The organism is Modicisalibacter sp. MOD 31.J, from assembly GCF_020147985.1.
Taxonomy (GTDB): Bacteria; Pseudomonadota; Gammaproteobacteria; order Pseudomonadales; family Halomonadaceae; genus Modicisalibacter; species Modicisalibacter coralii.
Window position 1 is genome coordinate 473,088 of the sequence record NZ_JAGXFF010000005.1, and the last position, 13,103, is coordinate 486,190.

General features: G+C 54.0%; 16 protein-coding genes and 1 pseudogene. 3 read left to right on the top strand and 14 right to left on the bottom strand.

Annotated elements, in window-relative coordinates; all coding sequences use genetic code 11:
• Positions 1 to 13 precede the first annotated feature (13 nt).
• The 8 genes and pseudogenes from KGR00_RS19105 to KGR00_RS19140 all read right to left on the bottom strand — a co-directional run bounded on the left by KGR00_RS19105 (position 14) and on the right by KGR00_RS19140 (position 4,247).
• On the bottom strand, positions 14 to 958 hold the full coding sequence (locus KGR00_RS19105; RefSeq protein ID WP_224418740.1) for a hypothetical protein: 945 nt from the start codon (positions 956 to 958) through the stop codon (positions 14 to 16).
• Positions 959 to 1,039: 81 nt separating this feature from the next.
• Complete coding sequence (locus tag KGR00_RS19110) at positions 1,040 to 1,276, bottom strand: hypothetical protein (RefSeq protein WP_224418739.1); 237 nt, start codon at positions 1,274 to 1,276, stop codon at positions 1,040 to 1,042.
• A gap of 21 nt (positions 1,277 to 1,297) precedes the next feature.
• Positions 1,298 to 1,636, bottom strand: coding sequence for a DUF3275 family protein (locus KGR00_RS22525; protein WP_343232820.1), 339 nt, complete (start codon positions 1,634 to 1,636; stop codon positions 1,298 to 1,300).
• A pseudogene (locus tag KGR00_RS19120) lies at positions 1,610 to 2,449 on the bottom strand (ArdC-like ssDNA-binding domain-containing protein); the annotation flags it as partial. The gene KGR00_RS22525 and the pseudogene KGR00_RS19120, both read right to left, overlap by 27 nt.
• A gap of 118 nt (positions 2,450 to 2,567) precedes the next feature.
• On the bottom strand, positions 2,568 to 2,966 hold the full coding sequence (locus tag KGR00_RS19125; protein ID WP_224418738.1) for a hypothetical protein: 399 nt from the start codon (positions 2,964 to 2,966) through the stop codon (positions 2,568 to 2,570).
• Between the two features lie 111 nt (positions 2,967 to 3,077).
• Positions 3,078 to 3,278 (bottom strand): hypothetical protein, encoded by a 201-nt coding sequence (locus KGR00_RS19130; protein WP_224418737.1) that lies wholly within the window; start codon positions 3,276 to 3,278, stop codon positions 3,078 to 3,080.
• Positions 3,279 to 3,351: 73 nt separating this feature from the next.
• The gene (locus KGR00_RS19135; protein ID WP_224418736.1) at positions 3,352 to 3,888 is read right to left on the bottom strand and encodes a hypothetical protein; all 537 of its coding nucleotides are present in this window, start codon (positions 3,886 to 3,888) and stop codon (positions 3,352 to 3,354) included.
• A gap of 98 nt (positions 3,889 to 3,986) precedes the next feature.
• Positions 3,987 to 4,247, bottom strand: a complete 261-nt coding sequence (locus tag KGR00_RS19140) for a hypothetical protein (protein ID WP_224418735.1) — start codon at positions 4,245 to 4,247, stop codon at positions 3,987 to 3,989.
• 1,608 nt (positions 4,248 to 5,855) lie between these two features.
• Between KGR00_RS19140 and KGR00_RS19150 the strand changes: the two genes are divergently transcribed.
• The 3 genes from KGR00_RS19150 to KGR00_RS19160 all read left to right on the top strand — a co-directional run bounded on the left by KGR00_RS19150 (position 5,856) and on the right by KGR00_RS19160 (position 8,679).
• Complete coding sequence (locus tag KGR00_RS19150) at positions 5,856 to 6,512, top strand: hypothetical protein (RefSeq protein ID WP_224418733.1); 657 nt, start codon at positions 5,856 to 5,858, stop codon at positions 6,510 to 6,512.
• A gap of 94 nt (positions 6,513 to 6,606) precedes the next feature.
• Complete coding sequence (locus tag KGR00_RS19155; RefSeq protein WP_224418732.1) at positions 6,607 to 6,981, top strand: hypothetical protein; 375 nt, start codon at positions 6,607 to 6,609, stop codon at positions 6,979 to 6,981.
• Positions 6,982 to 7,722: 741 nt separating this feature from the next.
• Positions 7,723 to 8,679 carry a TIR domain-containing protein gene (locus KGR00_RS19160; protein ID WP_224418731.1) on the top strand — a complete coding sequence of 319 codons (957 nt, stop codon included), beginning with the start codon at positions 7,723 to 7,725 and terminating at the stop codon, positions 8,677 to 8,679.
• A gap of 932 nt (positions 8,680 to 9,611) precedes the next feature.
• Here the strand turns inward: KGR00_RS19160 and KGR00_RS19165 are convergent.
• From KGR00_RS19165 to KGR00_RS19190, 6 genes are all read right to left on the bottom strand, one after another.
• Entirely contained in the window at positions 9,612 to 10,445 is an 834-nt protein-coding gene (locus KGR00_RS19165) for a hypothetical protein (RefSeq protein ID WP_224418730.1), read from the bottom strand.
• Between the two features lie 60 nt (positions 10,446 to 10,505).
• Positions 10,506 to 11,096 (bottom strand): hypothetical protein, encoded by a 591-nt coding sequence (locus KGR00_RS19170; RefSeq protein WP_224418729.1) that lies wholly within the window; start codon positions 11,094 to 11,096, stop codon positions 10,506 to 10,508.
• Positions 11,068 to 11,265, bottom strand: coding sequence for a hypothetical protein (locus KGR00_RS19175; RefSeq protein ID WP_224418728.1), 198 nt, complete (start codon positions 11,263 to 11,265; stop codon positions 11,068 to 11,070). The genes KGR00_RS19170 and KGR00_RS19175 overlap by 29 nt, the downstream gene beginning before the upstream one ends.
• 174 nt (positions 11,266 to 11,439) lie before the next feature.
• Entirely contained in the window at positions 11,440 to 11,841 is a 402-nt protein-coding gene (locus KGR00_RS19180; protein ID WP_224418727.1) for a hypothetical protein, read from the bottom strand.
• Positions 11,842 to 11,981: 140 nt separating this feature from the next.
• A complete protein-coding gene (locus tag KGR00_RS19185) occupies positions 11,982 to 12,674 on the bottom strand; it encodes an RES family NAD+ phosphorylase (RefSeq protein ID WP_224418726.1) in 693 nt (230 codons plus the stop codon).
• Complete coding sequence (locus KGR00_RS19190; RefSeq protein ID WP_224418725.1) at positions 12,668 to 13,069, bottom strand: antitoxin Xre-like helix-turn-helix domain-containing protein; 402 nt, start codon at positions 13,067 to 13,069, stop codon at positions 12,668 to 12,670. The genes KGR00_RS19185 and KGR00_RS19190 overlap by 7 nt, the downstream gene beginning before the upstream one ends.
• Positions 13,070 to 13,103 lie beyond the last annotated feature (34 nt).

Genomic DNA, 13,103 nt, shown 5'->3' on the forward strand with positions numbered 1-13,103 from the left:
TGGCCTCCCGGGTTCATTGCGTGGCGAGATCGCCGGTGTGAATGAGCTGACCGATGGCGTCCTGGACGGTGGCCAGCGAGAGATCGATCCAGACGCCGGACAGGCGCTCGGACGTTTGGTCGAGCTGGCGTATCGCGCCATGCTCGAGGAGCAGTTGAACGACCCTGGGTCGCCAGTGATCGAGCAGCGGAAACGCGGCGAGATCTCGCAGTCGCGACCAGAGCATCGCGCTCTTGTCCTGACGGGGGTCTCGTTCGTTGAAAATGGCGTAGCACTGACGGTTGGCCCGATCGGGATCCTGACAGCGCCGATCGAACAGCCATAGGTTCAGCAGGCTGCCGAAACGCGTCTGCCGGTAGGTCCGCGTCGTGCGCTTCACTAGGCGATCACGATCCAGATTCAGGGGGATCGACTGGCCGTCCCGCTGAAGCGTGACCCCATTCCACCCGCCTTCTGCGACCGGTAGGGTCAGGTTCGCCATCAGTTCGTGAATGGCGGTATCCCGGCCCCACAGGGACAGAAACACCGCGCGGCCGCCATCGGCGACGAAGCTGTCAAGAAAAAGCTCCGGCGCCTCCTCGAGACGCCAGAGCGGAATTGAAGTCGACATGCTGCCTCCATCGAGAGAGATGGGACAAGCTGCCCCAGGGGCAGTCATCGCCCCCAGGGGTTGAGTGTCGGAACAGGCAGGCACGAAGCGACGCGACTGAGGGTCGTAACGCCAAGCGTCACGCTCGAGACGAATCGGGGTATGCCCGTCTAGATAGATGGTCGTGAGGTATTGGTCGCGGTAGGTCAGTGCCTGCCGAGCCACGGCCTCGGGTATGCCCTCCGAGGTGAAGAACGCGATCAGTTCCTCATCCGACGATGCCTCGTCGTTGGAGAGCAGATCCTCGAGCGCGTTGAGCTGGATCTCGGTCAGTGCCGAGAACGTCGGCTCCATGGGTTGTGCATTCATGGCCATGCTGGGCTCCTTCGGGGTGCTGAAGGACGACCCAGCCCTGCGGGACAGAGATCGTCCCACAGGGGTGGCCTTGGTTCAGATACCGGACGTCAGTCGCTGGGTCCAGCGGCCACTGGCCAGCGCGTCTTCGGCTTGTTCCGCCGTCGAGAAGTATTCTTCCGACTCTCTCGAGACCGGGCCGTACTCCTCATGGACGGTGCCGATGTAGTAACCGGCCGCACTTTTCAGGGTGCACAGCGGTAGTTGCATGCCCAAATCACGATGAGCCAGAAGGCCGACGGTCGTCGTCGGGATGGTAGCGGTGGAAGTCATGTCATGCTCCTTGGTCGATGATCAGGCCGCCGCGGCAGCCGAGTAGGTCCAGGTTTGCGTCGTGGCATCGAGTTCGTAGCCCATCTGCTTCAGGCGAGTGATCTGGGCGCGCAATGTGCCCCGTTCGACCGTAGGGTCCAGCTTGACGCTGTCCCCCAGCGGCCATTGATGCCCGAACAGCTCGATGTCCTGATCGCTCACCTCGGGCCGGCGCTTCGGCATGACCGCGGCGCTCTCCTTCGGTGATTGGTCAGGCGATGCCGGCTTGCGGTTTTCCTCGTGCGCTTGCTTCAGGAATTCCGCCGCCAGGCGTGCCGCGCCCGAGGCGCGAAAGATGGCCTTCTTGTCCGACTGCAGCACCTCGATCCAACTGGCGATGTAGGCGGCATCGAAGGCCTCGTTGCGAATACCGAAGTGTCCGCACAGAAAGGCACTGCCCAGCTGCGCGACCAACTCCTCGAGCGCGTATCGTTCGGAACCGAACGGCTCGGGGTCGGTGATCCCTATGCGGGCCAAGCGTGATTCGTGCCCGGTGGCATGGGTGAGTTCGTGAAGTGCCACGCTGTAGTAGCTGTCCGCATCCTGGAATCGCTCCTTCGCCGGCATCAGCACTCGGTCCTGCCGGGGGTAATACCCGGCGATGTCACGATCCAGCGAATGCGTGACCTTGATGCCACAGCCACCGATGAAGTCGTCGAGCGCATCCACGCTGCCGAATCCCTCGACCGACGTCGCCGGCGGATTCGTGACCTCATCGGGAAGCCCGTCGCACTGGTCCACGTTGAAGAGATTGAAGCCCCGCAGGATGGCGAAGTGCTTCTCCTTGGGATTGCCCTCCTCGTCCAGCACGGGCTCGCCGGCCTCATCGACGATCTGGCGCTTCATGGGTTTGTAGAAGCACGCGAGGGTGCTTTTCTCGCCCTTGCGTACCGATCCCCCGGCCTCTTTGGCCTGGCGAAATGTGAGCCAGCGGTCCTGTGAAAATCCGCGCTTGTCGGCCATGCCCCAAAGAAGCGGCACGTTGATGCCGTTGTACTGCCGCCCGGAGACCGCATTGCAGGGGATGAGTGGCGTTCGATTGGATGGATCCCAGGGCTTCCCGATGCCGGGAAGGTGCCCTTGCTCGAGACTTTCCAGAATCCGATCCGTGATTGCTTGGTAGATGTCGGCCATCGTCGAAACCTCCGGATGACGACCGAGACTCGCCCCCACCGGGAGACTGTCCCGGCCGGGGGTGGATAAGGAAACAAGCCCGTCTTGAACGGGCTTGTCGGTGTGGAATATCGCGTGCTCAGGCAGTCAGACGGTCGCGTCTGGGCAGCGAGAACACCAGTGCCTGCTTACCGAATTGATGCTCCAGCTCGACATGGACACCAACGAACAGCGGAAGCAATAACGCGCCGGTACGATGGGGTGCCGCTATGTCGAAATCGAGAGATCGGCTGCCAGCAGGCGCTTTCGATAGCTCGTCTCGAGCTTGCTCAAGGAACGCATCGAGACGTTCGATCCAGTGCAAGCCCTCAAGAGCAGAGTGAGATGTGCCAGCCGTCTCGAAGAGCGCGACCACCTCATTGATGAGAGGTTGCTCCATCTGGACCATCACGTCGTGGCGATCGGGACAGAGCCCGAGTCGCTTCGCCTTCGCGGTGAGATCGATGCGGACGTTGGCTTTGTGGGGTGTGCGATTCATGGTGCTTCTCCTCGATAACGAAAAAGGGGAAGCACCTCGCCCCATGGGGAAGGAAACTTCCCCATGGGGTGGATATCGCGTGGTTTATGCCGTCTTCAGGCGTCCAGGGTCCTATGGCCCAACCAGGACGTCTTCGACGGTGTCGATCACCAGGGCATCATCGACTTCGACACCCTGATACTCGAGATGCCAACAGGAAGCCTGATCGGCCAACGTGCCAATCCAGTTTACCGGGTGGCCGGTATTCTCGACGGCACGCCGAACCTCCTCGACCTTGGACGGAGATGTGCCGTGAGGCAGGTAGATGTTCATGGTGCGTCTCCTCCAGTTACCGAATCGAGGAAGCACCTCGCCCCATGGGGAAGGAACTTCCCCATGGGTGGGTTCATGCCGGCAGAACGGTCGCTTTCCAGGTGTTGCGATGGGTGTTCACCTTGCGGTGAGCGACCACCTTGCCCTGGGCATCGCGTACCGGCTTCGGGACGACGACCGGTTTCTTCCCGAGGAACTCGAGTTCGACGGTCTCCCCGATGGTCAGATCGGCCTCGTGCGCGACACGCTCGAGATCGACACCCCACAACGTTCTTTCGCCAGTGGCGGAACGCAGCGTGATGTAGTAGCTGAGGCGGTTCGCCTCGTCGAACTCGAAGGGCGCGCTGCCCAGGGCGAGAATCTCACCACGATGGGGAGAGCCGGACTTCAGGCTGGAACGCGAGTCCGGTGAGGTTCCTCCCTCCTCGGGCTCGACGCTTTCGCTTCCCGCGAATGCCACCTTCACGATCCCCAGCTTCACGAGAATCCAGAGACACGCGAGCGTCAGCCAGATCCACAGGAGTGGCTCGGGCAAGACTTGAGGCAGCAGGACCGGAACGAGTATGGCGAACAGACAGGCTCGAGAGCCTTTGAAGGGGTTCAGGTTCATGGTGTTGCTCCAGTGGATCAGGCCCGGGAGCACACCATCCCCGTCGGGGAAGCGTCCCCGGATGGGTGGTGGAACAGAGGTCGGTCGAAGAGGCTGTGTCAGCCGAAGACTTTCAGTAGGGCCATGATGATGGACTGGATACCGATGATGCCGGCACCCATCGCGCCCATCCGGACAGTCAGCCGCGTTTCCAGTTGGCTGATTTCCTGCTTCAGGTCCTGCCTGGTCGCTATCAGGTCTTGCTTGGTGGCAAGCTGCTGATTCATCTCACTCTCCAGGGCATTCACGACATCCATGGCCTTATTGTCAGGGATGTCGACGGAACGCAGGGCGTCGTACAAGGCAATGCCAAGTTGCATGGGAATCTCCATCGGTCGAGTGGTTTCGGGATCGGAGACTCCCAACCAGGGAGAGTCTCCCTGGTGAGGGTTAGGAGGCATCCAGCTCGCTAGAGCGCCGCTTCTCGGGATGCGTTGCGGCTTCGGGATATGCCCCGTGGGGCAAAGGGCGCTGCTGTTGCCGTCAGCAGCCAACGGATGCACATTGAGTATGTAACGGTCGATGAGGGTGTGCAAGGGTCTTCAATCAGTTGAACCAGGACCAAGCGGGGCCTGGATGAATCAGTAGGGGGGAGTAAATGGAGCGCGCTCGATATGGGAGTCCTACAGGCCCGGCCGTCGATCCCACGGAGTTTGTGCACTACAATGGGTATAAGGGGCACATGCCAAATCAGAAATCGGCCTAGCCTTACGGGCATCTTCGCTTACAGTAACCATGGGCGCGACCCGACACCTAAGGATGTGAATATGGTTATAGATTTAAAAGAAATACCGTACCATCATGCATTTGAAAATTTCTGCATGCATCTTTTAGAAGAGCATGGGGCGCACATACCTGTCCGGCCAGCCATAGGCCCCGATGGTGGGCGTGATATTATTTGCGAGGAGCCTATTCAATTTGGGAGTCGCGGTTATCGTTGGCTGGTGAGCTGTAAACACTATGCTTATAGTGGTAGACCGGTAGGTGTCAGAGATGATGCAGCCATTGCGAATAAACTGGCAGAACACGACTGCAATGGGTTTATGTTTTTCTGTTCAACGTCATACACAGAGGGCTTTGTAACATCAGTAAATAATATTTGCAATAATAAACAAAGCCAAAGCAAGTTTTTCAATTGTTACGACATAGAGCGGATCTTACTCTCTTCACCTAAGTTCTACCCGCTGATCAGACAGTACTTCCCAAATTCTCATAACCGCTTAACTAGACTTTTTGATAAAGAAATATGCTGCCTATATTATGACCCTCGATGTGCACTATACGCAGTATACACCCAAAATAGCAACGACCAATCAGTTGGTTATAAAGTGTATGGAGAATGCTGTATCGACGATGTCATAGAGCATTTACGTGAATCTGGATGTGCCTACGGATATTGTAAAATTCGTAGTGCATCTCAATATTAGAAAAAATAACAAGCAGCAGCTCACGCCCACAGCGTCGGACGCTCGTTCCTCTCGCCGTTGTACAAAGTGTTGGGCGAAATAATATCGCACCGGGGGGAGTAGTATGAGAGAGATATTAGTTAGTGGAGCAAGCGTAGCTGGTAAAACCAGCTACGCTGAAGCTTTGGTACGATCCGCTGCAAGGGCTAACCTCAGCATTTCAGTGTCAAATCATGAGCTATTCACAAGCCATCAAGATTATTCCAACACTCTTGAAAGAGTCCGTAGTCAGCATCGAGAGCATAGAGTAGATATCTCTGCGCTTGTTGTGAATGACCGTGGGGGTAACTTGAGAGTAGGCTTCGGTGGCCCATTGCCATTCCCCATGATCAATATATTATCCCCAAGTTGATTGAATGGGCTGTGGATTACCTACTGAATGTTACTATGCTACAAACAAAACGCTACACTTGACCGCCCAGAACTCTGCCGCACCTCAGTCGGAGACTGAGGTGCGGCGTTATGCGCTACATGGAAGGGGGAGCGTATTTGATGTCTAACTGGACTGTTCGTTTTTTTCATTGGCTCGCGAGAGCGCAACTGGCCACCTCGACCATCTCAGTGGCCGTGATAGCCGTGTGGTTGCCATTCTCCATACAAACTGAGCCTGCAATTCGTTTGGCTGGGCTAGGTTTACAACTTCTTGGTATCGTGGCGGCAGCGCTCGGTATTCGAGATACACGACGGATGTTCAATAAACCTAGTTTCCTTCAATTGCTTCGAAGCTGGGCAACGTCCTGGCCACGCTTCAAGCCTAAAGTCCAATATGCGTCAGGCTCAGCCACGCTCACATCAAGTGGATATGCATCCGCCACTGTGTGGCAAAGTGCGCCACCGTACGCAACCTTGGAACAGCGCATAGACGCTCTTGAAGCCAACCTCAAGAGCGTTGAGGGTCGTCTTCGGTCTTCAGAGAGTGCTATTTCCAAAAACAAAAGAACGTTCACGTCAAAACTACAACAGGAAACTCAGGAGCGTGGCACCCAATTCACAGAGCTTCACCGTAAAATGGAGGCCACATCCACCGACGGGCTCCGTCTAGCCACAGCTGGTGTATTTTGGCTTGCAGTCGGTTTGGTGCTCAGCACAGCATCGCCTGAACTTCTGGCTCTATCATGATAGCGTATAAAAAACTGTCTCACGATGACCAAATTTCCGCTGCTTCGCATCTTCGACAGGTGCGTGAGCCACGTGTTATATAAAGAGGTGCATAATGGCGAATTACTGGGTAGTGGGGGCGTCGTGGGGCGGCACTGAGCATCAAGACCAGCGTTTTGTAGAACAGGGGTTTTGGTTGCTGGGCTGGAATGAAGTCGATCAGCCAGCGCAGTACGCGAAAGCAGAAAAAATGCAAATAGGCGACCGCATAGCCATAAAACGCATGAAAGGTCAGGGACAGAAGGGGATCCGAATTTTTCATATTGGCATAATCCGAGGTGTAATTCTCGACGCCAACAAAGTCGTTTGCACAGTGAATTGGGTAGCGACAGATATGCAGCGCGACGTTAAAGAAAGTCGGGGCTGTTTCAAGTCGATACACGGTCCATTCCCAAAAGACGAGTGGATCGAAGCAGTGTTCTGTCTTTGATTTCGGTATAACGAGGGGGCTGCAATTGAAAGCCCAAAGCGCTACCGCGCTTCGGCCGGCAGTTAAGCTTAGGCCTTAGGCATCAGGAGGCAATGATGATCATGGAAATACTGACGGGAATTCTCGTCGTTGTCACTGGGGTCTACGCTTATTTGACATATAGAATGTCAAAAATGAGTGAACGCTCTGTACAGATGATGAAAGAACAAACAGAAACGATGTCTCGACCCTATTTGGTAGTTCAGCCTTTCATAAGACCCCATACGTCTTCTCTATATTTAAAAATTCATAATAGTGGTAAGACACCTGCATTAAACGTAAACTTATAACTGGATAGGGATTTTTATCAGTTTGACGAGCCAGATAAAAACCTGAGAGAAGCAAGTGCCTTTTCATCTACATTTGATAGTTTTGCGCTAAGCCAAGAATTATTTTTTGCTCTTGGCCAGGTATGGCTTATCTTTGGAGAGTCGAAGCATTCATTGCCCTCACAGTTTGTAGTCACAGCATCATATAGTTATATGGAAAAAGCCGTAGTCGAAAAAAGCCATGTTGATCTACGCCCATTTTTACAAAGCGTAGGCGAAACAAATCCTATTGTAGAAGAACTTCAGAAAATAAGAGAAACCAAGGAAAAAAATGGCAAAAATCCCAACTAACTAATAACCTAACTTCGCGCCTTGGTGACTGACGCAACAGAGCTGCGACGTTTATTGAGACATTATACGCAATTGGATATCTATGACACACCCTAAAGTATTCTTGAGCCACGCATCTGAAGATAAAGAGCGTTTTGTAGACGAGTTTGCTACTAGGCTTACTGAAAATGGCGTGGACGTTTGGCTGGATAAATGGGAAATGCTTCCAGGTGATAGCTTGGTTGACAAGATCTTTGAGGAAGGGCTAAAACAATCGGAAGCCGTAATCATTGTACTCTCAGATTACAGTGTTCAGAAACCATGGGTTCGGGAAGAGCTAAACTCCACTATCATTAACAGGATTCAGAAAGGAACAAAACTTATACCCGTTGTTATTGATGAGTGCGAAGTACCAGAGCCACTTAAGTCCACTCTCTGGGAGACAATAAAAGACAAATCTTGCTACGACTCTAGTTTCGAAAGGATATTGGCATCAATTTTTGGCGCTTCATTAAAACCAAATATTGGTCAACCCCCATCATATACGTTACCTGCCATACATCAAATAGAGGGCCTTGAGCCAGTAGACAACTTAGTGCTAAAGCAATCTTGCGATTCCCTAAATGAATGGCCGGATGATCCAATAGAGCCAGAAGAGATCTTTAATGATAACAATTCGGAAGCCCCACCCAAAGAGCAAGTTCTGGAGTCTCTAGAGATTCTTGAGGATCAAGGTTACATTTCGATATCACACTATATTGGTGGTGGCCCAGAGCATTGGGGGTGCCATTATCGAGTAACGTTATTTGGTTATGAAGAGTACTGTAAAGCCTACGTACCAGAATATGGTAAGATGCAGAACTCAATAGTAGGAGCAATTGTAAACGAGAACATTTACACCAACCATGAGCTTAGCAAAAAACTCAATATCCATTTATCCATAGTAACGCACGTTTTGAGGTTTCTTGAGCAGAATGATTTTTTAAAAACGAGCGGGGAAATCGGAAATCGAGTGGCAGTTCATTCTATCTCAGCAAAGCTAAGGAGAGCAATGCAATGATTACGTCTCGGCCCCCGCGTGATTATGAGTCCTCTTGCTAAACAACTCAGGCTGAATCGCTCCGGACTTCGTAGACACCTCCACTACAAAGCCGCGTATGCTCGCGGCGTTATGCAATTTTGAGATCCTCATGAACACGAGAGATATGATTAAGACTTATGCTACCCACGGAGGCGCTTGGAATCATCTCAAGAAGAGCCTTATCAGCGAAGGCCTAAGTGAAGCTTTTGCAGAAGATTTCATATCACGATGCCGATATCGATTAGGTAAGGATACTGCTAACAGAGCGTTGCAGACCTACGACTACTGGCTTAAAACTTATTGTGAGGAAAAAACTCAACGATTCCTAACTTTATCAGGACTTTGAATGCGGCTGAACGACGAGATCTGTAGCCTTTGGGAACATTTTGAACAGATAAGGCATAACCAGTCGCCCCAGTTCATTCCGGCCCTGGCGGTCCCTTCGCCGGGGTGGCTTTTCGTCTCACTCCAAAGCGGTAGTTGAAAATTGGAATTATAACTAAACTTGCTTATTATCTGCTTCTGGCCAATAGCCTTTGGGCAATGGGAGTGAGCCTTATTTTCTCTGGCAATGCGGATAAGCCGGCTAAATGGCACACCCACCAGAAACTGCCAGTGAGAGCATAGCCCTTCGGCCTTTTACTCGGTTGGCCCTTTGGGGTGTCCCTTATCATACCGGGTAACACCCTTCCCCTTATCATCCCTTCCCTTACAGCCCTTTGTCCCTTTGGGGTAAGCCCTTTCCCTCGTCCTGAAGGTAAAGAGCAAAAGACATGGGCAACACTAGAACCCGAACGTCAAAAAATAAACCAAAATAAAAAGCAGCTTATAAACAACACCAACAGAGATCCAGCATCATATCGTAGGCATTCCACCGATTTGAAAGGCTATTATATATAACAACCTCGCCCCTAGTCATCTCTATCCATATGATGACGTCCAGAGCAATAGTAGCACCTTAATTCCACTCCACCTTCATCATCAGACCATGCTTCCATATCATCAGCATAACCATCACAACCACAAAAATCACAAGTTGCAGGAATTTCAAAGCTATCTTCATTTCCGCATAACTTGCATTGATAGCCAGTACTTGATTGCGAATCCGGTATCATTAAGTCATTACCACACGACTCACACTTTAACCTTGCCCACCGAACCAAATCATATTCTTTTGGTCTATAACCTGAGAAAGCCTCTTTCTCCGCTTCCTCTACCTCTCTTTCAGCACGTCTCAGCTTGCCGATATATTCGTCAGCCAACTCTTGAAACGCTCCCGCCAACTCTGAAGGAACATAGCTTTCCAGACTCAAATCACTGAAGAATTCGAAAAACTCAAGGACAGATCGAAAAACTCTTCCAAGCGCGTCCCTCACCTCTTCGACATTCATTTCAAACTTGTAGTGCTCTATATCATTTCGCAGCCTCTTTAGCCAGTCCAAGTCCTTCCTGAACTCTGAGTTTTTACCCATCTCGCCCGTGACATGAGATATGAAATTCACCGACTCCCAAAAACCGATAGTCTTGCTTTTGTCCAGCTTGTCGGCAAAAGGAGATTTATAAATCAAAAATTCGTGCTGCTCTGCGATATAATGCTTAAAAACCAGCTCTATGAAATGGGACAAGTGAAGAATGGCAAACTTATATGCCTTCTGATCCCCATTCTCTCCTTCTTCATATTTAGCCAGCGCTTCTCTTAGGCTATCTATTGCATTGTCCAACAAGTCTAACTTATGATTGGCCATCGCCCCTGCTCCATAATTTATTATAAAATCCCTACCCCATATAACTCGAAAAGCCCTTTATTAATCACCATCCTGATTTTCATCAGACCTTTGGTTCTCTTTACGACTCCGACTTTCAAGAATTCGCGGAGCAACGAAAACGGTCACCAGGCCCAGTAGGTCGAGCGTTCCGATCACGCCGGCGGCGGCGGCACTGAAGGGGGCGATCACCGCGGCCGCGACCAGCCCGACGATGGCGACGGTCAGTCCATATCGCTGGCCGCGCTCGTCCTTCTTGATGGAACCATCCAGGCCTCTGCGACGGACGTCATGCACGTGCTTCTGTTCGTCGAGGGCCATCTGCACGATGACGCGACGAGTGTCTTCGTCATAGGCATTGAGTTGCTCTGGGGGAGGCAAGGGGCCCTGATAGCTAACCTGGTGCATCATGGCCACGGTCGATTCCGAGGACTCTGGCACCGGCATATTGACTATCAGATCACCCAAGCGGACCTGCTCATCCTGGCTGAGCTGGCCATGATGGAGCTGCTCGACAAGCCCGACGAACTCTTTCTGGGTCGCTTCGTCTACTTGGCCTGCCTGCTGATCTCCCTGCAGGGAGAGTTGCTGCTGGGAGGGCGAGTCACCGTCTGGAGGCGTGGTCGATGTCATACTGGCTCAGGGCTGACCGAAGGTGCTTGCCGACAGATGCCCAGTATTGGGAAAGCCGTTCCTGATCGCTCCCCTTGGGCATGTGCTGGGAGTAACTGCCCGTAGGCCAGATGTCCATCACGGAGCCCGCTGCACGTGCCGTGCGGCTGCTCTTGGTGCGATGTTTCATGGCTCTACTCCTCTGCATTCCCAACGTCATGACGTTAACACGCTTTCGTGTTCGGAATCCCGAATCCTATGCCAAGCATAGTGCAAAATAAACCTATCGGTTGACCCTGCCCCCCAGAGACGCGCAACAGACCCGCTTCACACTTCTCTGGGCTCATGCCGGGCGCCGTGGGATTCAGGCATCCAGCCGGCTGACCTCTCTGTGCTCCCCGGCCCCTGTCGTGCTGTACCAGCGGGCCTCTTCTTGCTGACGTTTCTCGATGGCGGCCGCCATGGCCTGCTCGGAGGTGGCGAAGCGGGAGTGAGGTGTACCGTAGCTGTACTGTTTGCCGCGCTTGCGGCGCGAACCGTCCGGCAGGAGTTCGTACCAGGTGGCTATCCAGACTGTGGTGCCATTGGGACGTTCGTAGGGATACACGCCCGTGATCGGCCCAGCAGGTTGGGCCCGGTGGCGCGCGACCGACCGTCTCGATGCGGCGGACAGGATCTCGGCCCAGCGCCGCTCTCCCCAAAGCTCCGGGCCGCGGCGGTCCCGATAGGCGATACAGGCTTCCCAGGTGGCGTACTCGTCGGCCAAGCGCGGAATCGACTTCGACTCTGGCTCTCCGGAAGGGCGAGGGACGCGGACGACCGGGTTGTCGTGAGACCGGTGCCACGAGATGTACTTCGAATTCTCCCAGAGTTGCGGAAGCTGCAATCTACTCCTCATCGTCTGCCTCATGGCTGGCTCACGATATTGACCGCGGTGACCCCTTGGTTCCAGATCATCTCGAGATGGGAAGACTGCACGATCGAGCGAACATGGCGCGGGGTCATGAGGCCCCAGCACCACGTGCCCTCTTGCCTAACGGATGGGTACCTGACGCCAGGGACCTTCTGCGCGGTGATCGCGGCACCAAGAGCACGACCGGCGGTGTAGTCGTTCGGGGCAAGAATGGGGTCGTCCGGCGGTAACCGAGAGAGGTCCAGATGGTCGGTCTCGGAGAACTCGCAGACCAGTTCACGAAATACGAAGCGGTCAAAGTCCAGATCGGGCACGTTGTGCCAGTAGGTCTCCTGGTGATGACGCACCTCGGCGATGGCCGTCTCCAGGCAGTCAGCCAGGTAAAGCACTCCGAAGCTCCCGTCGCTGAATCGCGAACCGCTGGCATTGAGGTGGGTGAAGGGCGCAACCGCGCAGGAGCAGCCCGTTATGCCGAACGGAATGTCTTCCCGGGCGATGAGCCCAAGATCGCCTGCCTCGGCCAGCAGCCGTGGGTTGGTGAGCGCCTGGAGCTGATGAAGCGCGTCGAATTCTTCCTCGTCGGCCACGTCATCGAAGAGGCTGATCGGGGGAAACTTGGAGTTGACCAGTCGGTGCGCTCGGCGCGTCTCTGCAGGCAGCCGTGGTATCTCCTCAAGGCTTACCACTGGGCGCTCCGCAGGCCATCGATACGCTTGAAGGTCTCGTACAGCCCCGGAAGGCCGGCGCGAGTCATCGACTCCAAGGGAGTGAGTCCGTTGAAGCCAGGGTTGTGGTTGGGCATGTTCACGAAGCCATAGACGTTGGCTGGGTTCTCGAACAACGTCCTCAGCGCAGCGTGGATATTCAGCACCAGACTGATCCGCGTCAGCTGGTCGGGGTCGATGTTCACCTGCCAGCCCTGGTCGCCGCGTTTGGCGCGGTTGTAGGTGCTGCGGGAGACACGCAGCACCCCGGCCCCCTGATCTTGGGAGGCACCCCACTTCTCCAGGATCTTCACCGCAGCGCGCAGCCCCGAGGTGTTGCGCGCTTTGTCGTTGGCCGACTTTTCGACGACTGTCATGATCGCCCTCCTGATCTACAGACACAAATATAGG